22 protein-coding genes are annotated in these 25,653 nt (G+C 71.1%); 14 read left to right on the plus strand and 8 right to left on the minus strand.

Translation table 11 applies throughout. The features are described 5' to 3' along the window. The first annotated feature begins 207 nt into the window (after window positions 1-207). Complete coding sequence (locus tag ACGFZQ_RS34825) at window positions 208-792, plus strand: CGNR zinc finger domain-containing protein (RefSeq protein ID WP_393843701.1); 585 nt, start codon at window positions 208-210, stop codon at window positions 790-792. 88 nt (window positions 793-880) lie between these two features. Here ACGFZQ_RS34825 and ACGFZQ_RS34830 read toward each other — a convergent pair whose 3' ends face one another. After that, on the minus strand, window positions 881-1,495 hold the full coding sequence (locus ACGFZQ_RS34830; RefSeq protein WP_393843702.1) for a TetR/AcrR family transcriptional regulator: 615 nt from the start codon (window positions 1,493-1,495) through the stop codon (window positions 881-883). An 88-nt stretch (window positions 1,496-1,583) separates the two neighbouring features. Here ACGFZQ_RS34830 and ACGFZQ_RS34835 point away from each other — a divergent pair, with 88 nt between their 5' ends. The 4 genes from ACGFZQ_RS34835 (at window position 1,584) to ACGFZQ_RS34850 (ending at window position 5,120) form a co-directional block, all read left to right on the plus strand. Beyond that, the gene (locus tag ACGFZQ_RS34835; protein WP_393843703.1) at window positions 1,584-2,399 is read left to right on the plus strand and encodes an acetoacetate decarboxylase family protein; all 816 of its coding nucleotides are present in this window, start codon (window positions 1,584-1,586) and stop codon (window positions 2,397-2,399) included. A gap of 77 nt (window positions 2,400-2,476) precedes the next feature. After that, the gene (locus ACGFZQ_RS34840) at window positions 2,477-2,896 is read left to right on the plus strand and encodes a tautomerase family protein (RefSeq protein WP_393843704.1); all 420 of its coding nucleotides are present in this window, start codon (window positions 2,477-2,479) and stop codon (window positions 2,894-2,896) included. Between the two features lie 43 nt (window positions 2,897-2,939). Next, on the plus strand, window positions 2,940-4,331 hold the full coding sequence (locus ACGFZQ_RS34845; RefSeq protein WP_393843705.1) for a carboxypeptidase regulatory-like domain-containing protein: 1,392 nt from the start codon (window positions 2,940-2,942) through the stop codon (window positions 4,329-4,331). A gap of 123 nt (window positions 4,332-4,454) precedes the next feature. Continuing rightward, window positions 4,455-5,120, plus strand: a complete 666-nt coding sequence (locus ACGFZQ_RS34850; protein WP_393843706.1) for a nitroreductase — start codon at window positions 4,455-4,457, stop codon at window positions 5,118-5,120. Between the two features lie 122 nt (window positions 5,121-5,242). Here ACGFZQ_RS34850 and ACGFZQ_RS34855 read toward each other — a convergent pair whose 3' ends face one another. Both ACGFZQ_RS34855 and ACGFZQ_RS34860 read right to left on the minus strand, forming a co-directional pair. After that, a complete protein-coding gene (locus tag ACGFZQ_RS34855) occupies window positions 5,243-9,325 on the minus strand; it encodes a discoidin domain-containing protein (RefSeq protein WP_393843707.1) in 4,083 nt (1,360 codons plus the stop codon). Window positions 9,326-10,337: 1,012 nt separating this feature from the next. Beyond that, entirely contained in the window at window positions 10,338-11,612 is a 1,275-nt protein-coding gene (locus ACGFZQ_RS34860) for a multidrug effflux MFS transporter (protein ID WP_393843708.1), read from the minus strand. A gap of 60 nt (window positions 11,613-11,672) precedes the next feature. Between ACGFZQ_RS34860 and ACGFZQ_RS34865 the strand changes: the two genes are divergently transcribed. Both ACGFZQ_RS34865 and ACGFZQ_RS34870 read left to right on the plus strand, forming a co-directional pair. Further along, window positions 11,673-12,203, plus strand: a complete 531-nt coding sequence (locus ACGFZQ_RS34865) for a MarR family winged helix-turn-helix transcriptional regulator (RefSeq protein ID WP_393843709.1) — start codon at window positions 11,673-11,675, stop codon at window positions 12,201-12,203. 91 nt (window positions 12,204-12,294) lie between these two features. Then, on the plus strand, window positions 12,295-12,927 hold the full coding sequence (locus tag ACGFZQ_RS34870; RefSeq protein ID WP_393843710.1) for a TetR/AcrR family transcriptional regulator: 633 nt from the start codon (window positions 12,295-12,297) through the stop codon (window positions 12,925-12,927). A 227-nt stretch (window positions 12,928-13,154) separates the two neighbouring features. On the opposite strand, the gene ACGFZQ_RS34875 is transcribed toward ACGFZQ_RS34870, so the two are convergent. Then, the gene (locus tag ACGFZQ_RS34875; RefSeq protein ID WP_393843711.1) at window positions 13,155-13,505 is read right to left on the minus strand and encodes an ArsR/SmtB family transcription factor; all 351 of its coding nucleotides are present in this window, start codon (window positions 13,503-13,505) and stop codon (window positions 13,155-13,157) included. Between the two features lie 75 nt (window positions 13,506-13,580). Next, the gene (locus ACGFZQ_RS34880; RefSeq protein ID WP_393843712.1) at window positions 13,581-14,015 is read right to left on the minus strand and encodes a hypothetical protein; all 435 of its coding nucleotides are present in this window, start codon (window positions 14,013-14,015) and stop codon (window positions 13,581-13,583) included. A gap of 460 nt (window positions 14,016-14,475) precedes the next feature. Between ACGFZQ_RS34880 and ACGFZQ_RS34885 the strand changes: the two genes are divergently transcribed. After that, window positions 14,476-14,862 carry a VOC family protein gene (locus ACGFZQ_RS34885; RefSeq protein WP_351734871.1) on the plus strand — a complete coding sequence of 129 codons (387 nt, stop codon included), beginning with the start codon at window positions 14,476-14,478 and terminating at the stop codon, window positions 14,860-14,862. Between the two features lie 107 nt (window positions 14,863-14,969). Here ACGFZQ_RS34885 and lpdA read toward each other — a convergent pair whose 3' ends face one another. Next, entirely contained in the window at window positions 14,970-16,367 is a 1,398-nt protein-coding gene (gene lpdA / locus ACGFZQ_RS34890; protein ID WP_393843713.1) for a dihydrolipoyl dehydrogenase, read from the minus strand. 53 nt (window positions 16,368-16,420) lie between these two features. Beyond that, window positions 16,421-17,122 (minus strand): SDR family oxidoreductase, encoded by a 702-nt coding sequence (locus ACGFZQ_RS34895; RefSeq protein WP_351734621.1) that lies wholly within the window; start codon window positions 17,120-17,122, stop codon window positions 16,421-16,423. A gap of 168 nt (window positions 17,123-17,290) precedes the next feature. Between ACGFZQ_RS34895 and ACGFZQ_RS34900 the strand changes: the two genes are divergently transcribed. The 4 genes from ACGFZQ_RS34900 to ACGFZQ_RS34915 all read left to right on the plus strand — a co-directional run bounded on the left by ACGFZQ_RS34900 (window position 17,291) and on the right by ACGFZQ_RS34915 (window position 21,292). Then, window positions 17,291-17,791, plus strand: a complete 501-nt coding sequence (locus ACGFZQ_RS34900) for a helix-turn-helix domain-containing protein (RefSeq protein WP_351734619.1) — start codon at window positions 17,291-17,293, stop codon at window positions 17,789-17,791. An 82-nt stretch (window positions 17,792-17,873) separates the two neighbouring features. Beyond that, on the plus strand, window positions 17,874-18,380 hold the full coding sequence (locus ACGFZQ_RS34905) for an SRPBCC family protein (protein WP_393843714.1): 507 nt from the start codon (window positions 17,874-17,876) through the stop codon (window positions 18,378-18,380). Further along, window positions 18,380-19,438 (plus strand): LLM class flavin-dependent oxidoreductase, encoded by a 1,059-nt coding sequence (locus ACGFZQ_RS34910; protein ID WP_393843715.1) that lies wholly within the window; start codon window positions 18,380-18,382, stop codon window positions 19,436-19,438. The genes ACGFZQ_RS34905 and ACGFZQ_RS34910 overlap by 1 nt, the downstream gene beginning before the upstream one ends. Window positions 19,439-20,119: 681 nt before the next feature. Next, window positions 20,120-21,292, plus strand: a complete 1,173-nt coding sequence (locus ACGFZQ_RS34915) for an alpha/beta hydrolase-fold protein (RefSeq protein ID WP_393843851.1) — start codon at window positions 20,120-20,122, stop codon at window positions 21,290-21,292. Between the two features lie 89 nt (window positions 21,293-21,381). Here the strand turns inward: ACGFZQ_RS34915 and ACGFZQ_RS34920 are convergent, their stop codons facing one another. Next, window positions 21,382-22,047: a TetR family transcriptional regulator gene (locus ACGFZQ_RS34920; RefSeq protein ID WP_393843716.1), complete on the minus strand. Its 666-nt coding sequence runs from the start codon at window positions 22,045-22,047 to the stop codon at window positions 21,382-21,384. A gap of 246 nt (window positions 22,048-22,293) precedes the next feature. Between ACGFZQ_RS34920 and ACGFZQ_RS34925 the strand changes: the two genes are divergently transcribed. Then, window positions 22,294-23,076, plus strand: coding sequence for a polysaccharide deacetylase family protein (locus ACGFZQ_RS34925; RefSeq protein ID WP_393843717.1), 783 nt, complete (start codon window positions 22,294-22,296; stop codon window positions 23,074-23,076). A 188-nt stretch (window positions 23,077-23,264) separates the two neighbouring features. Then, entirely contained in the window at window positions 23,265-25,562 is a 2,298-nt protein-coding gene (locus ACGFZQ_RS34930) for an FUSC family protein (RefSeq protein WP_393843718.1), read from the plus strand. The last annotated feature ends 91 nt before the right edge of the window (window positions 25,563-25,653 follow it).

Consider the following 25,653-nt stretch of genomic DNA (forward strand, 5'->3'; position numbering starts at 1 on the left):
TCGTTGCCCGCCCCTCCAGGATGGAGCCAGACCCGGGCTCCCGCACGCCGCGCTGCCGGGAGCGGCGGACGCACCACCTCCGGCATCCGGCGGAGCCGCCGGTCGGCGTCACACCGTTTCGCGCCGGTGGCGCAGAAGCCCGAGATAAGAAGCAAAGATGTTATGGTTATGTCGCCAAGGATGCGCCCGCGTGGAGAGTTGAGAGCAATGAGCTGGCCGGCCACGATGCGTTACGACACGGGACCGGCACCGGAGGGGCTCGCCTTCGTGCAGGACCTCATGAACACCATCTCCGCCGGAAAGCCACGCACGAGCGACCTCCTCGCGGAGCCGGACGACGCGCAGACCTGGCTCGATGAGGCACTGGCAGAGTGGAACAAGGCCACAGGCGGACACGCAGCGGGTATCGAGCTCGCCCCGCACGACCACGAGGAACTCCGGGCCTTCCGCGACGCCCTGCGCCGGGCGGCGACGCAGGGCGAGGAGGACCCGTTGCCGCCGCTGCACATCGCGGCGGTCGTGATGGAGCTGGGCAAGGACGGGCAGGTGCGCCCGGTGCCGCGCGGCACCGGTTGGCGGCGGGTGGCGGCCCTGGCCCTCATCGAGGTCTTCCAGGCCCAGCGGACGGGCACCTGGCACAGGCTGAAAGTGTGCCGGAACGACCGGTGCGGGACTGCGTTCTTCGACCGGTCACGCAACAACAGCGGGGTCTGGCACGACGTCAAGGTCTGCGGCAACGCGGCGAACCTGCGAGCCCACCGGGCGAGGCAGCGCACTCAGAAGGCTTCATAGGCGCCACCCCGGCCGGAACTCGCACAGGCCCGAGCCGCATTGCAGGGGACGCGGACATCTGGCGGTTGGAGCCTCCTGGCCGAGTCGCTCAGTCGGACGAGGCGGGGGGACGGCGGGACAGGGCCGCTGCCGGGGAGTGGGTCACCAGTTCGACCAGGCGTTCGGCCAGGTCGTCATCGAGGGGCGACCCGATCATGAGCCGGCGGTAGAGGATGGCCCCGGCCCACAGGTCCTGCACCAGTTCGGTGTCGAGGTCGGGCGGCAGATCACCCCGCTCCATCCCCCGGCGCAGCACGACGTCGATGTTCTGCCGCTTGCGTCGCAGGAAGGTTTCCCGGAAGCGGGCCATGAGCTCGGGGTGGGGCAGCAGGCCGGCGGCGAGCGCGGGCAGTGACGCGGCCAGGTCCTCGTTGGCGTAGTTGCGGATCGTCATGTCGACCGCCTCACGCACTTCCGCGCGGGTGTCGCCCCGGTCGGGGATCTCCTCCGCCCGGAACACCTCCGCGAGCGCGTCGGCGACGAGCGCTTCCTTGTTCGGCCACCAGCGGTAGATGGTCGACTTGCCGACGCCCGCGGCCGCCGCGACCCCCTCGATGGTGAGGGTGGAGTAGCCCTGCGCGGCCAGGAGGTCCCTGGTGGCGTCGAGGATCTTGGGGGCCGAGCGCGGGGTGGCCGCCGGATCCGAGGTGAATGCGAGTCCCATGACCGCAACGATACGTACCGTTTCGTTTTCGGGTCAAGACGTGTTAGCGTCCTGGTGTCCATATGAAACGGTACGTATCGTATCGAGCATGGAAGGGAAATCTGCTGTGAAGGGTTACACCCTGCCCCTCTCTCCCCGCGGGACCGCCAATCTGGCGCCGGCTCCGCCGTGGCACTACGCCGGAACCGTTGTCGGCGTCGAGTTCTTCACCGACCCCGGTGCGGCCGAGGCGACGCTCCCCGAGGGTCTCGCTCTCGACCCGGACACGCCTGGACGTGGCGTGGCCATGTTCATCGACTGGCAGTACTCCGCCACGGGCCAGGAGTACCTGGACCCCGCCCGCTCCCAGTACCGGGAGTTCCTCACCACCCTGGACGCGCGCTACGACGACATGCCCGTCGCCTGGTGCCCCTACATCTACGTCGACAACGACGCGGCCATGGCCCGCGGCTGGGTCCAGGGCTTCCCCAAGAAGCTCGGTGTCGTCCACCAGACCCGCGCCTATCCCGTCGGCAACCCCGCCACCCCGCCGGTCGGAAAGGGCGGTCGGTTCGGCGCGACCGCCTCCAGTGCCGGCCAGCGCATAGCCGAAGCCCGCGTCACCCTCGAACAGCCCCTCGGCGACCCCGCCGCCCTCATGAACCGGCCCGTGGTCAACCTCCGGCACTTCCCCCGCCTCGCCGCCGGACAGCACGACAAGCCCGCCGTTCACGAACTGGTCCTCGCGCTCCTCGACGACGTGAGCATCACCGAGGCCTGGATCGGCACCGGCGAGCTGGACTTCCTCCCGGCCCGCGGGGAAGAGCTCGCCGACCTCCCCGTCCGGCGAACCGGCAAGGGCTTCCGGTTCCACCTCGCCTACTCCGTCAACGACCTCAGGACCCTCACCGACTACGACAACTGACCGCTCACCGCGACCAGTTCGGGGCAACCGGCAGAGCCCGCCCCACCCTCACCTCACCTCACCTCACCGGAGACGACATGCCCCTCTACACCTGCACCACCGCGCAGGGCACGCTGACAACGGAGACCAAGGCCGCGCTCGCCACCGAGATCACGCGGATCCACGCGGTGATCAACCATGTCCCACCGGCCTACGTCAACACCGTGTTCCCGGAGCTGCCGCGGGACAACGTGTTCGTCGGCGGGACCCCGGGCACGCCCCTCCTGATCAACGGCTGGGCGCGACGCGGTCATCCGCAGGAGAACACCAGCCGGCTCGCCCTGGAGCTCGCGGCAGCCGTCTCACGGATCGCCCAGGTGGATCCGGAAACCGTGCTGGTGGTCATCCAGGACAGCCCCGCCCGCTCGGCTGTGGAGGGCGGCCGTCTCCTCCCTGAGCCGGGCCGCGAGTCCGAGTGGACGGGTGCGCACGTCGCTGCGAAGCCGGGGCCGCGGTGAAGCCGTCCGCCACGGCCCACGGCGCCGTGGGCGGGTCGGGCAGGTGAGGGCCCGTAGCGAAGGACAGGGCACGTCGTCGTCCAGAGTCCTCGCCGAGACCCTGTGGTTCCCGGTGACACTCTTCCTGGGCTTCCTGTTCTGCTTCGCCCCCGCCCTGCACGCGCCGCAACCGCATCACGCCGACGTGGTGGTCGCCGGCCGTACTCCGGAGGCGAAGGCCGAGGCCGCGCTGCACCGTCATTACCCCGGAGGGTTCGACGTCACCTCCGTGGCCGATGCACGGGCCGCCCGCCAGGCGGTGCTGGACCGAAGTGCCGTGGCGGGATATGTCACCGGCCACCATCCGGTGCTCTATGTGGCCAAGGCCAACGGGACGTCCCTCCTCCAGGCGCTGGGCAAGGACTTCGCAGGGCTCGCCGCCGCGAACGGCGAGCCGCTCACCCTCAGGGATGTGGCACCCACCGCCGCCAAGGATCTGACGGGAACCACCCTGGTCTACTTCGGTACCGCCTGGAACATCCCCGGGTACCTGCTCGCGACGACCCTGCTGCGTGCGGCGACCTTCAACCGCCGCAGGAAGCTGATGACGATCGTCGGCGTCGCCGGTGTCTTCGCCGTCGCCGGTGACCTCGTCGGGGTCGACCTCGGCTATCTGCCGAACGACCCGGCCGCCCTCGCGACGGCGTTCCTCCTCACGACGGCGGTGGCCACGTTCTGCACCGGCATGGCGCCCTTCACGAAGCAGTTCTTCCCCGGGGTGGGGATGGGTCTGTTCATCGTGCTGAGCACTCCCACCAGCGGGGTGGCCCCGGTGGCGATGCTGCCGACGTTCTTCCAGCACGTGCATACCGTGATGCCGCTCGGCAACGCGGTGGACGCGCTGAGGGGAGTCCTGTACTTCCACGGGGCAGGAGTCCGCAAGCCCGTCCTCGTCCTGTGCGCGTGGATCGCCGCCGGCATCGGGCTCATGGGCCTCGACGCCTGGCGCCACCACAGCACAGCCGCCCGGCACCGCGGCGGGAACAAGCAGTACAAGGAGGCGGAGCCACCGGTGGACGACCCGTCCCTGGAGAGTCCGATACCCACGGCGATGCCCGCCCACCACCACTTCGGCGAACCGGTGCCGACGCTGGCGGGCACCGTCCGCGACGGTGCGCGGCAGCCGCTCCAGCACGCCGCGGTGACCGTCATGGACGACAGAGGCCGGCAGCTGGTGCGTACCGCGACGAACGCCCAGGGCACCTATGCCGTGGCAGGGCTGCCCGAGGGACACCTCACCATCGTGGCCTCGTCCCCCGGCAGAAAGCCGCAGGTCCAACGGCGGCTGCTGGAACCGGGCTCCGTCCTCCGCTACGACTTCACGCTGGGCGACCACACCCCGGGGCACCTCCGCCATGCCGATCTGTCGACCCGGGAGTCCGTCGACCACGGCTAGCGCCTGCTCGTCGCGGGTACGGCGTTTCCGGTACCGAGGGAGGCGGGCGGTGGCGGATCGCGTGCCGGCGTGCGCTGAAATGAGCAGAGAGGTGGCTGTCGTTGGACGAGAGGACGAGAAGACGTGGACGTGTACGAAGCCGTGAACAGCCGCAGGGCCGTGCGGGCGTTCAGCGGTCGGCCGGTGCCCAAGGAGGTACTCGAACGGGTTCTGACCACGGCGGCGCGGGCTCCGTCGAGTGGGAACCTGCAGCCGTGGCATGTGTATGTCGTGACCGGCGAGCCGCTGGCCGAACTGAAGGGACGTGCGACGGCCAGGGCACTGGCGGGAGACCCGGGTGACGAACGGGAGTACCCGATGTACCCGGCCGAACTGGTCTCGCCGTATCTGGACCGGTTCTCCGCCGCGGCCGCCCAGCGGTACCAGGCGCTGGGCATCGAGCGCGACGACCCGGACAGACCCAGGAGGATCGCCGCCCTGAACTCGGAGGCGTTCGGGGCTCCGGTCGTCCTGTTCTGCTACCTCGACCGGACGATGGGGCCGGGGCAGTGGGGGGACGCGGGGATGTACTTGCAGACGGTCATGCTGCTGCTGAGGGCGGAAGGGCTGCACAGCTGTCCTCAGGTGATGTGGACCATGTTCCGCAAGACCGTCAGCCAGGTGGTCGGGGCCGATGACGATCTCGTGCTGTTCTGCGGTGTCGCGGTGGGATTCGAGAGCGAAGGCGTGCCCCGACTGCGCACCGGACGGGCGGACATGACGCAGACAGTGAGCTTCGTCGGAGGGTGACCGCTCGGCGGCCGAGACCCAGAGAACCGGGGGGGACTGTCGGAGGTGTCGCCGAGCGTTGCACGCGCGTACCCGCCGAGGGCCGTTCGGTGTGCCCTCGGCGGGTACGCGCGGTCCCTCGGTCAGGGGCGGATCGTCGTGACGCGGCTGTTGTAGGCCTCCACCATCAGCGCCGGACGGCGTGAGGGGAGGGCCCCCGACGGCCAGGACAGAGTGACGGTCTGCGATTCGCCGGGCAGCAGCCACAGGTAGTTGTGGCTGTAGAGCGTCGGCAGCACCCGGTGGCCAAGGGCCTCGTCCACCAGGGACAGCCGGACCATGGCGGCGACGGCCGAGCCGTGGTTGCGGACGGTGGCGGTCAGTTCGTGGCGGTCGCCGGCACGGGACACCTGCCCGATGGAGCCGGACACGTTCACCTGCCTGGCCTTGTTGAGGGCCTGCATGGCGGCGGGTTCGCGGTGGCGCCAGTAGGTGTTGCGGGACAGCTCCCTGCCGTGGGCGTCCTCCAAGGTCAGCCGCAGCAGGTGCAGGTCGGGCAGGTCGTCGGTCCAGCCGGCGGTGAACGCCTCCGTCGTGGTGGCCCGTGCCACGTCCACCCGGGCGGTCCTGCTCCTGCCGAGCTGCCGGCCGGACAGGTCGTACAGGCGGGCGGTGACGGTGGCGTCCTTGAGGTCCGCGCGGGTGTGATTGACCGCCAGGACCCGCCACTTCACCGGGTCCGCCTGGACGTGCAGCGGCTCGCAGGCGGAACGGGCGCCGTAATAGGTGCCGTTGACGTCGAAGTCGTAGTCGTAGGTCTGCCAGACGGTGCTGTGCCAGGCCGGGTGGGACATCCACAGCATCAGACCGGTGGCGTTGTCCCAGAGGTTGGCGTTCCACGCCTCGAACATGGCCCGGGTGTTCTCGTAGTTGACGAACTGCGCCTTGCGGGCGAAGTCGTCGAGGCCTGCTGCCTCGCCCAGGCGGGACTCGACGGCGGCCTTGTAGTTCTGCGGCGCCTGGTTCCCGCGCTCGCTCCAGTCGTGGTAGTACCAGGCGCCGCGGATGGGCCACTCGGGCTCGTCGCCCGTCATGTTGCGCAGGCTCGCCGCGGTGGAGACCACCGGCATGCCGATCTCGGTGTGGAAGCCGAAGTCCTTGCTGCCGTAGGTGTCGGGGTCGAAGTACTTCTCCGGCTCGACCCAGCCGTAGGGCCCGCCGCCGGTGACGATGCCGCCGGCCGAGTTGTTCTGGTAGAGCAGGCCGGGAACCTGCTGCTCTACGGCCTCGCGCATGCCCTTGTCGATGGCGGCGGGCGGGTTGCCCTCGTTCGCCCCGCACCAGACGGCCACGCAGGGATGGATGCGGTAGCGCAGCACAGTGTCCCGCGCGGTCGAGTTGAACGCGTCGTGGTCCGGCGGGTCCATGGCCCAGGCGTTCGGGAAGTCGTTCCAGACGAGGATGCCGTGCCGGTCGCAGGCGGCGAAGAACTCCTCCCGGTCGCTGCTGCCGACCCAGTTGCGGATCATGGTGAAGTTCATGTCGCGGTGCATCCGCACCGCCGCGTCCATCCGCTCCGGCGGCATCCTGCGCAGCAGTTCGTCCCAGCCCCAGTTGCCGCCGCGGACCAGCACCCGTACGCCGTTGACGGAGATCTTCAGCGGATCGGGCGTGTTGGACACGGACTTGATGTCGGTCCACTGCTCGCCGTCGTCGGAGACCTGGATGACGTACGTCTTCGGGTACGCCGTCTCCCAGACGATCGCCACCCGGTCGAACTTCTGCGCGGAGCCCAGGTCCACCTGGATCCACTGGTGGTCCTCGTACTGCGACGACCAGCGGGTGCCCGCGTCACCGTCGGTGGCCTGCGTGGCGGGATGGTCGGACTCCTCGGTCGAGGCCTTCGCCGTCTTGTGCAGGGCGAGGTCGGTGCCGGGGACGGCGCGGTCGACGACGCTCAGGGACCACAGCGAGTTACCCCAACTGGTGTTGCGCAGACCACAGTTGATACGGATGTAGCGGGCCGTCCGCTGGTCGAAGTCCTCGACCTGGAGGCTGGCGTCGCCGTTGCTGAACGGCAGCGGCACGGCTCCGTTGTCCACCGCCTTCACGTCGGTCCACTCGGAGCCGTCGGCGGAGACCTGCACCACGAAGGCCTTGGCGTACGCCTGCTCCCAGGTGAGGTCGACCCGGTCGAAGGACTGTGCCGAGCCCAGGTCGACGCGGATCCACTGGTCGTCCTCGTACGCCGAGGACCAGCGGGTGCCCGGATCGCCGTCGGTCACGTTGGCCGCGCCGTGGTCGTCGCCGTCCGTGCTGGAGGCGTCGGCGGGGGCGTGCAGGGCGAGATCCGTGGCCGGCCGGGTGCTGTCCCGCACGGCCAGGGTCCACAGGGAACTGCCCCAAGAGGTGGCCCGTGTCCGGCAGTTGACACGGACGTACCGGGCCTGCTGCCGGTCGAAGGTGACGGACTGGAGGTAGGAGTCGCCGGACGCCGTGAACGGCAGCGGCACCTCGTACTCGTAGCCGAACTGGCGGATGCCGAAGCGGGTGGTGCGCCGGTCGCTCTCGGTACCGTCGACCGACGCGGTGAGCGTGAGGTCGTGCAGGTTCGGCTCGCCCAGGCCGTTCGGCCACCACAGTTCGGGGTCGCGCAGCCGCAACTGCCCGAAGGCGTCGGGGGCGAAGACCACGTCGACGCTCTCGCCGGCCGGGACGGTGACGACCTCGGACACCCGGATGCCGTCGAAGGCCGCGGAGACCGTCGCACGGCGGTCGGTGGAGTCGGCGTTCCGGACGGGGACGACGATCGTCAGCTCGGCGACCGAGACGTCCGGCAGCTTCGGCAGGACGGTGTCCACGCGCGGGTCGCCGATGACGACATGCCCGGTGGATCTCAGCCGGACGTGGTTCCAGATCCCGGCCGCACGGTCGCGGACGGCCGGCATCCAGTCCCAGCCCGAGGAGGCCAGGTAGGTGGGCGAGTTGAGGTTCATCTGCTGGGCGCCCGCGTCCACCCAGGACTCGCCCAGGGGGCCCTTGTCGCCGGGGCTGCCGGGCACCGGCATCGGCGTGATCTTGACGGCCAGCGCGTTCGCGCCGTCGGCGGCGAGCAGCCGGGTCACGTCGTACGAGGAGCGGGCGAACGGGTACGTCAGGTCGCCGACCCGCTCGCCATTGAGCCAGACGTCGGCCTGGTGGTTGACGCCGTCGAACTCCAGCCAGATCCTGCGGCCGGAGCCGGTGCGCAGGCCGTGCGGCAGCTCGAAGTCCCGCTTGTACCACCAGGAGTGCCGCGACAGCGCCTCGGGGATGTGCAGGTTGTTCAGCCCCGCGACCGGGTCCGGCAGCTTGCCCTGGTCCACGAGGGAGGCGAGGACCGTGCCGGGGACGGTGGCGGGCAGCCAGCGGCTGGTGTCGACGGAGGTCTTCGACAGACCGGGACCGTCGGCGCCGGCCCAGTCGTCCAGGGTGAGCCGCCAGCCGGACTCCACCGGCACCGTGCCGTCGTCGGCAACGGTCAGCCTGGGCGCCTCGCCGTGCCGGGTGCCCCAGTCGGTCCAGCCCGTCGCCGTGGGACGGTGCCCGTCGGGGGTGCCGTACACCTCGAAGCCGTTGAGTCCGAGGGGCAGGGGGCTGGAGCGCTTGCGGGACGTCATGCGCACCCAGCGCGCCGACACCGGGCGGGGAAGCTGGATGTCCACGGCTCCGCCGGTGCCGGCGGTGGTGCGGTAGACACTCGTCCACGACTTCTTGTCCAGGGAGGTCTCGACCACGCAGTCCACCGCGTAGCTCGACAGGATCTCCTTGCCGGTGGTGCCGTCGGCCGGGTTTCCGCTGGTGGGCGGGGTGAACACCGGGTCCGCGGCGTCGGCTTCGAAGGTCAGGCGGATCCAGGTGACCTTGCACGCGGCCTGCAGATCGACGGTGATCCACTGCGGGTCGCCGGCCTCCGCCCGCCATCCGCTGCCCCGCACGCCGCGTGCGGTGAGCCGGTCGACCGCGAAGGATCCGGGTGTGGGGGCGTAGGCCGTCGAGGAGACCGAGACGGGCCGGTTGACGGCGAGTTCGAGAGGCGAGCCGGGTTGTGCCGGTCGGCCCGTGGCGGCGGCTGCGGTCGAGGCGGGGAGCGACGAGCTGAGTCCGAACCCGGCCAACAGGGTGGAGCCCGCGGCCACTATGGACCGCCGCGACGGATTGCGCCACGGATCCGATTGATCGGTCATGAATCTGACGTCCCATCAAAAAGCGGCGGGGTGAGCCGAAGCGGCTCTGCGCACCCCGCACCGAGCAGAATGACAACGTTGCCAAAGGCTGTGGCGTGAGCAGCTTCCTGTCAACCCCTGGTGCGGACATCCGTGCTGAGCCGCAGGTGGGGAGCGTCCAGGGAAGCTCCGTGCCGCGCTTCGGAGTTCGGACGGAACGGGTTCACTCCGTCCGGGCGGGAAGCGCGCGGCCAGACCGGCTCCGGGACCTCGGCGAGTCCGGCGATCCGGCGAAGCGGCGCGTTCGCGGGTGTGGCGTCGCCCGTGGGCGGGCGCCGGGGACCGGTCGTGGCCGTCATGCCCCGATGTGCATGAACGCCCCGAACCGCTCCTCCCGGCCAGGATGTTCGGCCCGCACCTGGTGCGGAGCCGCATACGGCGCGAGGGCGGGACTCCTGTCGGCCGAGTGGGCCCGCCGGGGGGGCGATGCGGTCGTAGAACTCCCTGGCCACGGCCGGCGAGATGTCGTCGGCTGCCGTCATGTCGGCCCGCCTTGTGCAGGGGCAGCCGGCTCAGCGGGCCGATCGGGACCACCACTGCCGGGGCCCGGCGGGCGGCCCGGCACCCTTCTCGTGAGTGAGTGAGCCGGGTGGGACCGGCGGCTGTCCGTGGCCGCCGACCGGAGGCGGCTCATCGGCGACACCGGCGCGGCTGCCGCGCGCGGCGCGGACGACACCGGGCCGGCTGCCGCACGCGGTCGCGGGCAACACCGGGCCGACTGCCGCACGGCGGTCGCGGACGACACCGGGCCGGCTGCCGCACGCGGTCGCGGACGACACCGGGCCGGCTGCCGCACGCGGTCGCGGACGACACCGGGCCGGCTGCCGCACGCGGTCGCGGACCGTGCCGGACTGGCCTCCCGGTCACCCGGCCCTCCCCCGCCCCACGCCCGGTGCACAACAACTGCGCACCTGCGCGGGAATTCCCGGGACATCGAGGCAGGTCGCGGGAGATCCGGCAAGGCCGTCCGTCGCTACGCCGGTACCGGTTCCCCGCTCCCTTCCCACGGCCTGGCCAGGCCCATCAGCGCCAGCGCCGCCGCCACCAGCGAGATCAGCATGATGACCGCCATCGGCCGGGAACTGTCCTCCCCGAACACCCCCACCAGCGGTGCGGCCAGGGCGCCGAAGAGGAACTGGAGGCCACCCAGGAGTGCCGAGGCGGCGCCCGGTGCCGAACGGCCGACCGTCTGGCCGATGCTCATGGCGCTCGGGAAGACCAGGCCGATGCCTGCCGCGGTCACGAACAGGGTGATCCAGGTTCCCGCGAGGGTCTCGCCCGCGGTCAGCAGGAGCAGGACCTGGGCGAGCGCGCCCAGCAGGGCGATACCGACTCCGGCCGAGAGCATCGTGTTCAGGCGTGTGCCACGCCCGGCCAGGCGGGCGAAGGTCGCCCCGCCGGCCAGCATGGCGACGGCGTTGGTGGCGAAGATCAGGGAGTACGTCGTCGACGAGACCCCGTGGAGGTTCTCGAAGACGAAGCTGGAGCCGCTGATATAGGTGAACATCGCGGCCGAGACGAGGGCGACGACCAGGACGTAGCCCATGAACGTCCGGCCGGCCAGCAGTGCGCCCATGGCCCGGAAGGTGCTGGCGAGTCCGCCGTCGTGACGCCGTTCGGGCGGCAGCGACTCGGGCACCGCCCGCACCACGGCGAGCAGGAGCAGCACGCCGAGCACGGCCAGCACGGCGAAGACGGTCCGCCAGGTGGAGACGGCCAGGACGGCCCCGCCGAGCACCGGCGCGGCGACCGGTGCCACACCGATCACCTGCGACAACACCGCGAAGTAGCGCGGCAGTTCGGGTCCGTGGAAGCGGTCGGTGAGGACGGCCCTGGCCAGCACCATGCCCGCCGCACCGGCCACGCCTTGCAGGAAGCGGGCGCCGGTCAGGACGCCGATGTTCGGGGCGACGGCGCAGGCGACGGAGAACACGACGAATCCTGCCGTCCCGGCCGTCAGCAGCCGGCGCCGGCCGAGCCCGTCGCTGAGCGGGCCGATGACCAGCTGACCGACGACGAGTCCGGCGAGGAACGCGGTCATCGTGAGCTGCACGGCCGAGCTGCTCGCTCCGAGCGCCTCTCCCAGCGCGGGAAAGCCGGGGACGTACATGTCCGTCGCGAGCGGGGCGACAGCGGTCAGCGCGCCGAGCACGGCGATCAGGGCGGTGGCCGTACGGCCCGAAAGCGCTGGTCCGGTGGTGTCGGGGACGGCGTCGGAGCCGTTGCGCGAGGATGACGGAGCTACCATGGAAATAAAGGTAACCGATAGTTCACCAGCTAACAAATATCGAACGAGAAGACGAGCCGCATGCCCACTCACGCCTCCCCCTCCCCCTCCCCCTCGTCCACCCCCTCCGCCGCCGACGTCGGCGCCCAGTGGTCCGCCCACAACCCCGACCTGGACACCTCCCCCATGGAGCTGGTCGGCCTGCTCAAACACGCCACGGGCCTGCTCAACCGCGCCGTGGAACCCCTCTACGCGGGCGCCGCCCTCACCGCACCCGAGGTCGACATGCTGATCCCCCTCCGGCACGCGACCGGGCCGTTCATCGCCCGCAGCCTGGCCGAGCGGCTGGGGCTGTCCCGGGCGGGCGTCAGCAAGACCCTCGGCAAGCTGGAGAAACGCGGCTTCATCGCCCGCACCCCCAATCCCGCCGACCGGCGCGCCGCCCTGGTCACCATCACCGAGGCCGGAGCCAAAGCGGTCGACGACCTCTTTCCCCGGCAACTCGCCATCGAGATCGGCCTGCTGGCAGGCCTGGGAGAGGACCGCGAGCAGGTGACCGAGGCGCTGCACCGGCTGGTGGGGGCCATGGAGGCGCAGCTGGGGCACCTCTGATCCACGGTTGGCGTAGGGAATGCTCCAATTAGAGTGGACACTTCAGAGGCGGCCCCCGCACGGGCCGCCAGGATTCCCGAGAGGCGCAGCGATGACCGGGCCGCAGACGACACGCAGAAAGCGTGCGAACGGGGTGGAGTCGCGCCAGCGCATCCTCGACGCCACGGTGGAGATCGCCGGCGAACGCGGCTACGACGGCACCTCCATCGCCGCCGTCAGCGCCAAGTGCGGCCTGCCCGCCAGCTCGATCTACTGGCACTTCAAGGACAAGGACGACCTGATCGCCGCCGTCATCGAGCGCAGCTTCGAGACCTGGCTCACGGCCGTCGAACTCCCCGGCGAGGCGGTCGGCACGCCGCTGGAACGGGTCACCCTGATGGCCGCCAACGTGGCCAGGTCGCTCGTCGCCGCACCGGACTTCCTGCGCCTCGGCCTCATGCTCGCCCTGGAGCGCCGCCCCACCGAGCCGCGTGGCCGTGCCGTCTTCCTCCAGGTCCGGGAGATCTCCCACCAGCGGATCGCCGAGGTGATCGCCACCCTCTTCCCGGCCCTGGACGAGGCCGACGTGCACACCCTGGCGACCTATGCCGTAGCCGGTGCCGACGGCCTGTTCGTGCACGCGGAGGTCAGCGGCGGATCCGCCGATCTGGTGGCCCTCTTCGAACTGCACGCCCGGCTGATCTACGACGCCGCCGCCCGGATGGCGGCACGGGCGGGGCACTGACGGCCGTCGGGGCAACGCACCGTGGGCGGGCCCGGGGGCTCGGAAGCCGCCGGCGGTACGGAACGAGGGCGCCGTCCGGCTCACCGCGGCCGGCGCCCCGCACCCGGCCGGGGTACAGCTCGACCGCGCGTCCGCGGGCCGATGAGCGACGCCGTCACCCACCCTGCCCCAGGCTTCGACAGCCGCCACATCTTGAGCACCGTCGAAACATGTGTCCGTCGCCCGCCTCAGACCTCGCGCGCCCGTTCCTCCGCGGTAGCGGCGGCCAGCACGGCCGTCAGCAGGCCGGGAAAGCGCTGCTCCATCTCGTCGGCGCGGAGCGTGTTCATCTTGGCCGTCCCGACGTAGTACTGCCGGATCACGCCGGCCTCGCGCAGCACGTTGAAGTGGTGGGTCAGCGTCGAGAGCGACACAGGCGCCTCGAACGTCCCGCAGGTCAGGTCCTCGCCCGCACGGACGAGCTGCGTCACCACCAGACGCCGTACCGGATCCACCAGCGCCTCCAGCACCTGCTGGAGCGAGACCTCCGACAGCTCGGGGTGCTCCACTGTGCGGGCGGCGGTACGGGGGCGGGCCACGGTGGCTCCTCGGGGTGGCTTCGGGACGGTCACGTCATAGTACGACCGTCATCGAAACCACCGGCGGGCCCGAGATCATTCCCGCGATCCGCGCGCCGGCGGCTCTTCGGCCTTCAGGAGCTGGAAATCCGCCATGTCGAAGCGGTGCCCGTTGACCTGGAGCTGCACGGCATGGGCGCCCGGATAGTAGACGCGCGTGGTGATGGGGCGGAACGAGTGGCTGCGCGTCACGTCGGCCGACTCTCCGGGGGCCAGCTCCCGCTTGGCGAGCTTGAACACCTTGGGCGCCGGCTTCCCGTTCGCCTTCAGGTGATGGACGACGTAGTCGACGGCGAGGGACACGGGCCTGTTCGACACGTTGGTGATGCGCGCGGTGAAGACGAGGTTTCCGCCCAGGGGGACATCGGTCTCCGCCAGCAGCGGACCCACCACCTTCAGGTCCTCGCCGCTGCCGTGGAAACCGACCAGCTCCAGAGCGGCCGGCTCGCCCTTCTTCACGAGGGTGCGCATCGCGTGCCCGGCAGGAGCCTCGACGACAGCGAGGCGTATGTGTTCACCGCGGGTCCGGCCGCCGGCGGGGCGTGCGGGAACGCTATGCGGAACTCGACCGCCGGCGCGGCGCGGTGCGCGCGGCGCCGGCCGCCGAGCGGGTACGGCCAGACCGCACGCCGGGCGGGCACGGACGTCCGTCATCGCACGTAACTCCCTTGCCTCCGGCCCGTGACGGTCACTAGGGTCGGCCGGGTGACTGCCGGGTCGGCCATGGGCCATGCACGAGTGAGGTTCCCGGCCTCGGCGTGAGCCCGAGGCGGGCCAGAGGCCCGCCGTCTTCTCCGCGTCTTCGCCACCGGCGCCCGTGTGCCCCGTACACGGCGCCCGGCCCCAGCAGATCACCAGACCGGAGACTCCCTTGTCCTTTGACCAGAAGCACCCGCATGACCAGACGCACCCGCACGAAGCCGAGTCGTCGGTGGCCGCCGTCCAGCTGAACCACACGGCCGTCTACGCCAGTGACCGGCACCGGTCCGCCGAGTTCCTCGCCACCGTCCTGGGCCTGCGGGTCGGCGCCCCACTGGGGCCGTTCCTGCCCGTCGACCTCGGCAACGGCGTGACGCTCGACTACTACGAGAAGCGGGACGAGCCGATCCAGTCCCAGCACTACGCCTTCCTCGTGCCCGAGGAACGGTTCGACGGCATGATCGCCCGGCTGGAGGCGGACGGTGTCACCTACTACGCCGACCCCCACCACACCCGACCCGGGGGCATAAACGGCCTGTTCGGCGGCCGGGGCGCCTACTTCGAGGACCCGGACGGCCACAACATGGAGATCATCACCCGGCCGTACGTCCGCCCCTAGCGGCCCCGGACGGTGTGTCCGTGCCGTCGCCGTCTCCTACGACAGCGACGGCGACGGCGACGGCGACGGACACGGACACACGCGAACTCGGGTCCCGAGGGCCGTCGTCAGAGGTTGATCATGTGTCCGGCGAGTCCGTGCAGGGCGTCCTGGACCGCCTCGCTCAGCGTCGGGTGGGCGTGGACGTTGCGGGCGAGTTCGGTCACCGTGAGGTCCCACTTCTGAGCCAGCGTCAGCTCGGGCAGCAGCTCGGTCACGTCCGGGCCGATCAGGTGGCCGCCGAGGAGTTCGCCGTAGCGGGCGTCGCTCACCAGTTTCACGAACCCGACCGGGTCGCCGAGGCCGTGGGCCTTGGCGTTGGCCGTGAAGGGGAACTTCGCCACGCGGACGTCGAAGCCCTCGGCGCGGGCCTCCGCCTCGGTCCAGCCGAAGCTGGCGATCTGCGGCTGGCAGAACGTGGCCCGCGGGATCATGCGGTAGTCCAGTTCCATCGTCTCCGCGCCGGCGATGCTCTCGGCGGCGACGATGCCCATCGCCTCGGCGGTGTGCGCCAGCATCAGCTTCGCCGTGACATCGCCGATGGCGTAGATGTGCGGCTGGCTGGTACGGCAGTACCCGTCGATGTCGATGGCACCGCGATCGGTGAGCCGTACCCCGGTGGCGGCCAGTCCGTAGCCGGCCGTGCGCGGCTGGAAGCCGGTGGCCTGGAGGACCTTCTCCGCCTCCAGGAGCTGTTCCGTGTCGCCCTGCCGGACGGTGACCCGGACGTTGTCCTCGGTCTCCTCGATGGCCTGCACCGCCGTCGAGGTCATCACGCGGATGCCCTGCCGTTTGAAGCGCCGGGTGAGTTCGGCGGAGACCTCCTCGTCCTCCAGGGGTGCGATCCGGTCCAGGAACTCCACCAGCGTGACCTCGACGCCGTAGGACCGCAGCAGGTAGGCGAACTCGATGCCGATGGCGCCCGCACCAGCGATGACCAGGCTCGACGGGAGGCTGTCGGAGAGGATCTGCTCCTCGTAGGTGACGACGCGACGGCCCAGGGTCGTCCCGGGCAGCAGCTTCACGGTCGAGCCGGTCGCGATGATGCAGGAGCGGAAGGAGAGCGTCGTCTCGCCGTCCCGCATCCGCACCTGCAGGGTGTATGGGTCGAGGAAGGTGCCCTGCCCCTCGAACTGCTCGATCTTGTTCTTGCGCATGAGATAGCCGACGCCCTTGACGCGTCCGTCGGCCACCACCCGGCTGCGTTCGTAGGCGGCGCGGTAGTCCAGGCCCACCTCGCCGCTGATCTTCACGCCGAACTTCTCCGCGTCGTGCAGGATCAGCTGGGCCACCTCGGCGTTGCGCAGCAGCGCCTTCGCCGGGATACAGCCGATGTTCAGGCAGACACCGCCCCAGAACCGGCCCTCCACGATGGCGGTGCGCAGGCCCAGCTGGGCGGCCCGGATCGCGGCCACATAGCCGCCCGGCCCGGCTCCCAGGACGACGACATCGAAGTCGGTTCGCATGGCTCCACCTCACCCTTGGGTTGAGTCGGTCTGCTGACTCCACCGTCGCACGATCAGGCGGTGCCGTAGATGAGATCGAGCGGCCCGGACAGGGCGGCGCGCACCTTTCGGGTTGTCTCGTCGACCAGCACTTCGGGCTCGTCACGGGCGATGGCGTCCATGGTCTGCGCCGCCACTTCGGCCGGGTCGATCTTCGGGCCGGCGATCCCCGCGGTGGCATCGGTCTCCACATAGCCGACGTGCACACCGACGACCAGGGTCCCCTGGTCCCGCAGGGCCAGGCGCAGCGCGTTGGTCAGCGACCACTGAGCGGACTTCGACGCCGCGTAGCTGGGGAACCGGCTGTTCGCCCGCCAGGAGGCCACGGACAGCATGTTCACCAGGGCTCCGCCGCCGTTGGCCGCGAGGACCGGCGCGAAGGCGCGGGAGACGGCCCAGGTGCCGAGATAGTTCACCTCCAGCTCCCGCCGGGCCCCGTCCAGGGAGCCGTTCTCCAGCAGGGGCGGCCCACCCTGGATGCCCGCGTTGTTGATCACGATGGTCGCGTCGGACACCGTCCGTGCGGCGGCCGCGACCTGGTCGTGGTCGGTGACGTCGAGGCGCAACGGTTCCATTCCCGGCTCGGTGAAGTCCTCGGGCCGGCGGACGCCCGCGTACACCTTGGACGCGCCCCGGGCCAGCAGCGCACGCGAGAACGCCAGCCCGATCCCCCGGTTCGCTCCGGTCACCACCGCGACCGATCCCTCGATCTTCATGGTCGGACACCTCGTCTCACCGCAGGAAACCCGTCATGACCAGTCAAAGCGCACGGGGCATCGCTGTCCACGCGGCCCGGACGCGGTCGGTCGTCGGCAAGCCGATCCCCCACATCATCGCCGTCATCGTCAGCTGAGTTTTTTCATGAGACTCGTTATCGTAAGGACATGAAACGGACGTCGTTCGCCAAGTGGCCGTGCTCCATCGCACGGACCGTCGATCTGCTGGGTGACCACTGGACGCCGCTGGTGGTGCGGGAGGCGTTCTACGGGATCCGTCGCTTCGACGAGTTCCAGCAGGAACTGGGCATCGCCCGCAACACGTTGACCGACCGGCTGCGTCATCTGGTCGACGAGCGGATCCTGGAGAAGCGGCTGTACGAGGCCGAGCCACCGCGCTACGACTACGTCCTCACGGAGAAGGGGCGGGACCTGTTCGCGGTGCTCGCCGCGATGTCCGCGTGGGGCGACCGCTGGCTGGCCGGGGAGCGGGGGGTGCCCGTGGTGTTCCATCACGACGCGTGCGACCACGACACCACGGCGGAGGTGGTCTGCGCCCAGTGCCGGACACCGTTGCGGGCCGAGGAGACCTCGATGCGGATGGGGCCCGGCTATCCCGAGCGGCTCAGGCAGCGGCCGGACGTACGGCGGCGGTTCGGCACCGACTGAGCACGGCGCTCCCCCTTGACAGGCAGAGTCTCATGAAGCAACTCTGAAGGTCAGACCCTTGACGGCGAGGAGGCCGACGACCTTGGAGTGGACGGGCGCACGCTACGCGGACAAACCCACGGTCGAGGTGCGGACCTGGATCGACGCCCCACCGGAGAAGGTGTGGGCCCTGGTCAGCGACATCGAACTGATGCCGGACATGAGCGAGGAACTCCGGTCCGTCGCCTGGCTGGACGGCGCGGCCGGGCCGGCGGTGGGTGCCAGGTTCGTCGGCCGCAGCGAGCACGAGGCGTTCGGCAGGTGGGAGACCACGTCCCACGTGATCGAGTGCGAACCGTCGTCGGTGCTCGCCTGGGCCGTGCAGGACCCCGCCGAGCCCTCCGCGGTCTGGCGGTTCCGGCTGCGCTCCGACAAGGGCGGGACCGAACTGTCGCAGTGGATGCAGCTGGGACCGGGGCGTTCGGGGCTGTCGGTGGCGATCGACCGGATGCCCGACAAGGAACAGAAGATCGTGTTCGTACGGCTGCGGGAGTTCGAGCGCAACATCACCGCCACCCTCGCGCAGATCAAGCAGCGGGCGGAGGCGTGATGCGGACGGCCACCACGATCGAGGCCTCGGGCGGCGAACACTGGTCCCAGACGGGCGACTTCGTCGTCGAGGCGGAGAAGCTGGGCCTGGACATCTGCTGGGTCGCCGAGGCCTGGGGCTCCGACGCGCCCTCCGCGCTCGGCTACTACGCGGCGCTCACCGACCGGATGCTGCTCGGCTCCGGTGTCATGCAACTGGGCACCCGGACGCCGACAGCCGTGGCCCAGACGGCCATCACCCTCTCCAACCTGTCCGGCGGGCGCTTCCTGCTCGGCCTCGGTGCCTCCGGCCCGCAGGTGATCGAGGGATTGCACGGCGTGCCCTTCGCCCGGCCGCTGCGGCGTATGCGCGAGACGGTGGAGATCGTACGGCGGGTGCTCGACGGCGGCCGACTCGCCTACTCCGGCGCCGAGTTCAACGTCCCGCTGCCCGGCGGCGAGGCCGTTGCGATGCGGCTGTCCATGCGCGCCGAGCACGAGATCCCGATCTATCTCGCCGCCCTGTCCCCGGCCATGCTGCGGCTGACCGGTGAGGTCGCCGACGGCTGGCTGGGCACCAGCTTCGTGCCCGAGGGTGCGGCTGACGCCTACTTCGCCCACCTCGACGAGGGCCTGGCCCGCAGCGGTCGTACCCGCGCCGAACTGGACGTCTGCCAGGGCGCCGAGGTCGCCTTCGCGCCCGACGAGGAGGCGCTCGGCGCGATGGTCGCCGGCCGCAAGAAGGAACTCGCCTTCAGCCTGGGCGGCATGGGGTCGGCGTCCACCAACTTCTACAACGGCGCCTACAGCCGCCAGGGCTGGGCCGAGGTCGCCGCCGAGGTCCACGAGCGCTGGCAGGCCGGCGACCGGGACGGCGCGGCCGCCCTGGTGACCGACGAGATGGTGCTCGCTACGACGCTGATCGGCACGGAGGCCATGGTGCGCGAGCGGCTGGCCGTCTGGCGCGACGCCGGCGTCGACACGGTCCGTCTCTATCCGGCCGGGGTGACCCTGGAGGACCGGCTCACCACCCTGGGCAGGGCGATCGAGCTGGTCCACGAGGTCGAGGGGACCGCCTGAGCCGACGGTGCCGTCCGGCCCGACCTCGCCCCACCGTCGGAGGTCCTCGCACCGAGGGCCTCCGACTGTTGTGTTCCCCGCTTTGAATGTACTCCCAGAGTCCTTCGGCCGATATTCCGCACGCATTCCGGGATTCTAAGGAAATCGACAGGAAATTCGCGCCCGCCGTCGAGCAGGGCCGATGAGATGTTTTCGCCGCGTGCAATCTTAGATCTCGTGTCACCTCTGTTGACGGTCTCTCACCTCGATGCGACGCTCACGGCGCGCCGGCACAGCAATGTGTGTTCTTGTTTCCGGCGCCCGCTCGACCACCCGCTCGATCCGCGTTTTCTCGCCATATACCGAGGGGTCTAATTCGTGCGGTCAATTGGTTTCAGCCGGAGGGGAGTAATTTTGGCGCCGCCCGACGGCGCTCACCGCGCGGCTGACCCCACCGTCGTACCCGCACCTTCGTACCCCCACCGATGAAGGAGTTTGTCTTGGTAACCAGGCGCACGCTCATCGCCGGCTCCGCCGGGATCGGCACCGTGGCCGCACTCGGCGGCACCGCCGTCGCGGCCGCCTCCCCGGAACCGGCGGATCCGGTGTCCGAGGCCGGGCACATCGTCGGCGCCACCGCGATCACCAGGGTCTACGGCGTAGGGCAGAAGCTCATCGCGGTGGCGGTCGAGTACGACCCCCATAGCCGGCTCCTCGCTCTCGGCCTCGGCGTTCGCGGTCACCGACCGCACGGTCACGAGGGTCTACGCCAACACCTCCGCCGCGCTCGCCGAGCGGGGCAGGGACGGCCGCCATGTCATCGTGGAGCTCTCCCCCGACGACCGGGCGGCCCTGCTGTGGGGCAAGGACGCGGTCGGCGCGTCGAGCAGCCCGGCCCCCAGCGGGTCGGGCGGCCCCGGCGGCCCGGGCGCCGGCGGTCCGACGGCCGGCGACACGACCCCCGGCGGCCCCATCGTCCCCGCGAAGGCGACCGTCACCCAGACCGGCACGGTCACCACGACCCACGGCAGGTCCTACGCGCCGAGCGGCACGGCGGTGGCCACGAGTGCGGTGGTGAACCCGATCGTCGACGACTTCGAGCAGTTCACCTTCGACGACCCGGAGACCGGCAGGTCGCTGAAGTACAACCTCTTCACGCCCAAGGGCTACGACCCGCGCAGGAAGTACCCGTTGGTGCTGTTCATGCACGACGCCAGTGTCGTCAACGTGGACACCGTCGGCCCCCTGGTCCAGGGGCTCGGCGCGGTGTGCTGGGCGAGCCCCGAGGCCCAGGCCCGGCACGAGTCGTTCGTGCTGGCACCCGAGTACGGCGAGGTCGTCATCGACGACACCTACCAGCCGACCTCGCTCTTCGAGACCACCGTGCATCTCGTCGAGGCGGTGTCGGAGCAGTACAGCATCGACACGAAGCGGCGGTACACCACCGGGCAGTCGATGGGCGCGATGCTGTCGCTCGGGCTGAACATCCGCTACCCGGACCTGTTCGCGGCCGCCTACATCGTCGCCGGGCAGTGGCCGGACGGCCAGGCCGCGCCGCTGGCGGAGAAGAAGCTGTGGATCGTCGTCTCGCAGGACGACGACAAGGCCTTCCCCGGCGAGAACGCCATCACCTCCGTCATCCAGGCGGAGGGAACCAAGGTCGGCACGGCGGTATGGGACGCGGGCTCCACGGCCGGGCAGTTCGCGGCGGACGTACGCAACCTGGAGAAGCAGCGGGCGCCCGTGAACTACGCGACCTTCCAGACGGGCACGGTCACCGGCACCACCGGCGCCACGAGTGCGCACATGGGCACCTGGCAGATCGCCTACTCCATCCCCGGAATCCGTGACTGGATCATGAAACAGTCCCTGTGACCCGCCGAACGGGGTGCCCGCCGGCATGGGGCAGCCGGCGGGCGGGGACGGCTCTGGCGATACGGGGCAGCACGCCCGGGACCGGTGGCTCAGGACTCCGCGGCGGTCGGGCGTACGCCGTTCAGCAAGGCGGTCAGGATACGGGTCAGCCGGGGTTCGACGTCGACCACCGCGTGCGCCAACTCGGGGTGGCTTTCGTAGAGTTCACGGAGACCGGTGCCGGGTGCGGCCATCTGCCAGAGCGCCCCGGCCATGCCCGTGGCCGTGGCGACCACGTCCACGGCCGCACCCTCGCCGATCCCGAGCAGGCCGCGCAGCACGGTGGTGATCGAGGCGACCTCGGCGAGCGCGATCGTCTTGAACTCGTAGGCGGAGTCGAGCGACACGTTGCGCTCCAGGTTCAGCGGCGCCTGGGCGAGCAGGTCGCAGAAGAACGGCCGTGCCACGAGCGAGCGGGCGACGGCCGCCGCGATCTCGTCGTGGCCGGCGCCGGTGAGCTCGGCCAGCCGCGCGCGCAGCGCCGCCGACCACTCCTGCCAGCCCTCGCCGGTGAGCGTCAGGAAGATCTGCTCCCGCGTCTCGAAGTACCGCAGCATCGCGGATTTGTGCATGCCGACGGCGGCGGCGATGTCGGTCAGCGTGACCTCACGCACGCTGCGCCCGGTGGCGAGCGATCGGGCGGCGTCGAGGATCTCCCGCTCACGCTGCTGCTTGGCCGCCGCACTACGGGCGCGCTGGGGACGAATCGAACTCACGAGCGGAAGCGTAGCACAACCCGGTTGCATTAACGGTGCGTCAACAGCGCGCCCCTGTTCCGTCCATGACCGTGTGCCGGTCCGCCAACACCGAACGCCCCGCCCGCCGTTATAGGACACGCAGGAAGCCTGTCGCAGTTCTCTCGCGGAATTGTCCGTGATCGGTAACGGATGGATCCGGTGCCCGCCGCCTTCCGTCTGCACGGGTGCACGAGATCAACGGAACGACAAGGATCGGGGCGGACGATGGCACGGCGCGGCGGACGAGGTTGGTACGGCCAGGTGGCCGCGGCGGCGATAGGGGTCACGGCGGTGGCCGTGGCCGCCTCGCTGTGGACCTCGCCGTCCGGTCCCGTCGACGGGAGTGGGGGTGCCGGGGCTTCGGCGCACCCCGCGGCCCCCGGCGCCGGCCGGAAGGCGGCCGCGGTGTCGGTGGAGATCGCGCACGCCTCGGACCGGGGCGCCCGGGGCGTGAACATCACCATCGACGACGGCCCGGACCCGGTCTGGACCCCGCGGGTGCTCCAGGTGCTCAAGGAGTACGGCGTGAAGGCCACGTTCTGCATGATCGGCCCGCAGGCGCAGGCGCATCCGGACCTGGTGCGGGCGGTGGTGGCGGCCGGGCACCGGCTGTGCGACCACACGGTGTCGCACGACGTCACCATGGACAAGAAGTCCGAGGCCTATCAGTCCCGGCAGATCCTCGACGCGGAACGCATGATCACCGAGGCGTCGGGGGGTGTGCGGCCGCTCTACTACCGCGCCCCGGGCGGCGCCTTCACCCCGTACAGCAGGAAGCTCGCCGCCTCCCACGGTATGCGTCCGCTCGGCTGGAACGTCGACTCGAAGGACTTCGAACGGCCTGGCACGTCCGCGATCGTCGGCACCGTCAAGGACGAGATGCCCAACGGGCCGACCATCCTCTTCCACGACGCCGGCGGCGACCGCTCCGAGACCGTGGCCGCCCTGCGCGAGGTGCTGCCCTGGCTCCGGGAACAGGGGTATGCGTTCGGCTTCCCGGTGCGGTGAGCCGGGCCGCGTCAGCCGTGGTGCGCCGGGCTTCGGATCGGGCGGACATCCGCTCCGCGGGGTGCCGGTCCGCCCAGGGAGTCGTACCGTCGCGGTAAATGTTGCGGACCACCCGGTGGTGGCCGCATATGGGTGGTGTGCGCGGTGCGGCGGCGGGGCCGGCTGCCCTGGGCCGGCGGGAGGTGTACATGTCGGGGCGGGCACCGCGCTGGGTGACGTGGTTGCGCGACCGGGACCCGGACCTCGCGGCGACCCGGCGGGCCGGGCGCACCGCGCTGGTGATGCCCGCCCTGTTCGCCCTGAGCAGCGAGGTCTTCCACAACCCGGCGATGGCGAGCTTCGCCGCGTTCGGGACGTTCTCGATGCTGCTGCTGGTCGACTACTCCGGCCCGATGGTGGAGCGGCTGCGGGCGCAGGCGGCTCTCGCGGTGGCGTGGCTGGTGCTGATCTGCGTCGGGACGCTGGCGGCAGCCGAGATCTGGCTGGCCGTAGCGGCCACGGTCGTGGTCGGGTTCGTGGTCCTGTTCTGCGGTGTGGTCAGCTCGGTCCTGGCCGGCAGCTCGACGGCGCTCCTGCTGGGCTTCGTGCTGCCGGTCAGCGCACCGGTATCGCTGTCCCAGCTGCCCGACCGCCTCGCCGGCGCGGGTCTGGCGGCGGCGGTGGCGCTGCCGGCCGTCGCCCTGATGTGGCCGCGTCCCGTCGCCGATCCGCTCAGCGCCCCGGCGGCCGCCGTCTGCCGGGCCGCCGCTGGTTATCTGCGCACCCGCGCCGCCGTGCCGGACCCGGACGGGTCGGTGCCCTTCGCCGAGCGGTGCAGAGCGGCGGCGGAGCTCACCTCCCGCACCGGCGCGGACCTGCGGGGCGCCTTCGACGCCACCCCTTATCGCCCCACCGGCCTGTCCGCGACCTCCCGTGCCCTGGTCCGGCTGGTCGACGAACTCACCTGGCTGTGCGCCGTCCTCGTGGACCGGTCCGACTACACCGACGAGCCCCCCGGCTGTGATCCGGCCGCGCACGGCGTGCGCCGTGCCGCCGCCCATGTCCTGGAGGCGGCCTGCGACCTGCTCACGGACCTGACCGGCGACACCGGCCCGCTGCGGGCCCGCGCCGAGGAGCTGCGGGCGGCGCTGACCGGGATGGAGCACAGTTCCACCGTCCGCGTGCCCGCCGAACACCCGGGCGGGAACAGCACGGCGGAGATCTACGGGTTCATCGCCGCGCTCGACGTGTCCTTCCGCGCCCAGGAGCTCGGCTTCGCCGTGCTGCAGATCGCCGAGAACGTGGACATGGCGGCCACCGCCTGGCAGCGCAGCTGGCCCGAGCGGCTGCTCGGCCGTGACCCGGGCGCGCTGACCGCACCGCTGGCCTCCGCTTGGGAACGGGCCGCCGCCCATCTCAGAGCCGACTCGGTGTGGCTGCACAACAGTCTGCGCGGCGGCGTCGGCCTCGGTATCGCCGTGTTCCTGGCCGGGGTGACCGGCGTGGGGCACTCCTTCTGGGTCCTGCTGGGCACCCTGTCCGTGCTGCGCTCCAACGCGCTCAGCACCGGGCAGAACGCCGCCCGCGCCGTCCTCGGCACGGTGGCGGGCTCCGTCGTCGGCGCCGGGCTGCTCCATCTGATCGGCCATCACGGCACCGCGCTGTGGTTCGTGCTCCCGGTGGCCATCCTGTGCGCCGGCATCGCGCCCGCCGCCATCTCCTTCGCCGCCGGGCAGGCCGCGTTCACCGTCACGCTCGTGGTGCTGTTCAACATCGGTCACGACCCCAACTGGCATGTCGCCCTGCTGCGTGTCCAGGACATCGCGCTCGGGTGTGCGGTCAGCATCGTTGTCGCCGTGTTCTTCTGGCCGCGCGGCGCCCAGGCCGCCGTCCACAAGGCACTCGCCCAGGCGTACGACGACAGCGCCCGCTACCTCGGCGGCGCCGTCGACTACGCCCTCGGCCACCGCCACCCCGCCGACCCGGATCCGCAGAGCCGTGAGGCGGCGGCCTCCGCGCGCCGTCTGGACGACGCGTTCCGCAGCTTCCTGGCCGAACGCGGCGCCAAACCGCTGTCGCTGGCCTGCACGACCACCCTCGTCTCGGGAGTCGTCGGGCTGCGCCTGGCCGCCGACGCCGTCGTCTCCCTGTGGCAGGGTGAGGACCTGGCGCGCGTCCAGGCCGTGCGGGCCGACGCCCACTCCGCCGTCCTCGGGTCGGCGGCCCTCGTCACCGGCTGGTACCACGGGCTCGCGGCCAGCCTCGACGACCACTCCCCCGTCCCCGACGTGGTCCCGCTGCGCCCCGAGGGTGCCGCGCGGCTGGTGGAGTCCGTCCGCACCGAACTCAGCGACGGTCAGGGCCGGGCCACCCCGGTGGCGGTCCGGATCATCTGGACCGACGACCACGTCGACGCCGCCCGCCGCCTCCAGCCCGGCCTCGCGGACGCGGCGAAGGCCCGGGTGGGGGCACACCACGGCCGGCTACGGAAGAGGTCCACCGGCTGACCACGGCGAGGCGCACACCGGCGGTCCGGGCAATGGCGACACGGTCCTGCGCCGCGGCTCCGACCGCGCCTCGGCCCCGGGCACCTGGGCA

Origin of the sequence: Streptomyces sp. NPDC048254 (assembly GCF_043201895.1) — a bacterium.
Lineage (GTDB): Bacteria > Actinomycetota > Actinomycetes > Streptomycetales > Streptomycetaceae > Streptomyces.

What these genes read in the sequence shown, in the direction of transcription:
- ACGFZQ_RS34925 (WP_393843717.1), top strand. Translation starts at nt 22,294, where the DNA reads ATGGCACGGCGCGGCGGACGAGGTTGGTACGGCCAGGTGGCCGCGGCG.
- ACGFZQ_RS34840 (WP_393843704.1), top strand. Translation starts at nt 2,477, where the DNA reads ATGCCCCTCTACACCTGCACCACCGCGCAGGGCACGCTGACAACGGAG.
- ACGFZQ_RS34860 (WP_393843708.1), bottom strand. Translation starts at nt 11,612, where the DNA reads ATGGTAGCTCCGTCATCCTCGCGCAACGGCTCCGACGCCGTCCCCGAC.
- ACGFZQ_RS34880 (WP_393843712.1), bottom strand. Translation starts at nt 14,015, where the DNA reads ATGCGCACCCTCGTGAAGAAGGGCGAGCCGGCCGCTCTGGAGCTGGTC.
- ACGFZQ_RS34900 (WP_351734619.1), top strand. Translation starts at nt 17,291, where the DNA reads ATGAAACGGACGTCGTTCGCCAAGTGGCCGTGCTCCATCGCACGGACC.
- ACGFZQ_RS34870 (WP_393843710.1), top strand. Translation starts at nt 12,295, where the DNA reads ATGACCGGGCCGCAGACGACACGCAGAAAGCGTGCGAACGGGGTGGAG.
- ACGFZQ_RS34910 (WP_393843715.1), top strand. Translation starts at nt 18,380, where the DNA reads ATGCGGACGGCCACCACGATCGAGGCCTCGGGCGGCGAACACTGGTCC.
- ACGFZQ_RS34855 (WP_393843707.1), bottom strand. Translation starts at nt 9,325, where the DNA reads ATGACCGATCAATCGGATCCGTGGCGCAATCCGTCGCGGCGGTCCATA.
- ACGFZQ_RS34835 (WP_393843703.1), top strand. Translation starts at nt 1,584, where the DNA reads ATGGAAGGGAAATCTGCTGTGAAGGGTTACACCCTGCCCCTCTCTCCC.
- ACGFZQ_RS34865 (WP_393843709.1), top strand. Translation starts at nt 11,673, where the DNA reads ATGCCCACTCACGCCTCCCCCTCCCCCTCCCCCTCGTCCACCCCCTCC.
- ACGFZQ_RS34825 (WP_393843701.1), top strand. Translation starts at nt 208, where the DNA reads ATGAGCTGGCCGGCCACGATGCGTTACGACACGGGACCGGCACCGGAG.
- ACGFZQ_RS34895 (WP_351734621.1), bottom strand. Translation starts at nt 17,122, where the DNA reads ATGAAGATCGAGGGATCGGTCGCGGTGGTGACCGGAGCGAACCGGGGG.
- lpdA (WP_393843713.1), bottom strand. Translation starts at nt 16,367, where the DNA reads ATGCGAACCGACTTCGATGTCGTCGTCCTGGGAGCCGGGCCGGGCGGC.
- ACGFZQ_RS34830 (WP_393843702.1), bottom strand. Translation starts at nt 1,495, where the DNA reads ATGGGACTCGCATTCACCTCGGATCCGGCGGCCACCCCGCGCTCGGCC.
- ACGFZQ_RS34930 (WP_393843718.1), top strand. Translation starts at nt 23,265, where the DNA reads ATGTCGGGGCGGGCACCGCGCTGGGTGACGTGGTTGCGCGACCGGGAC.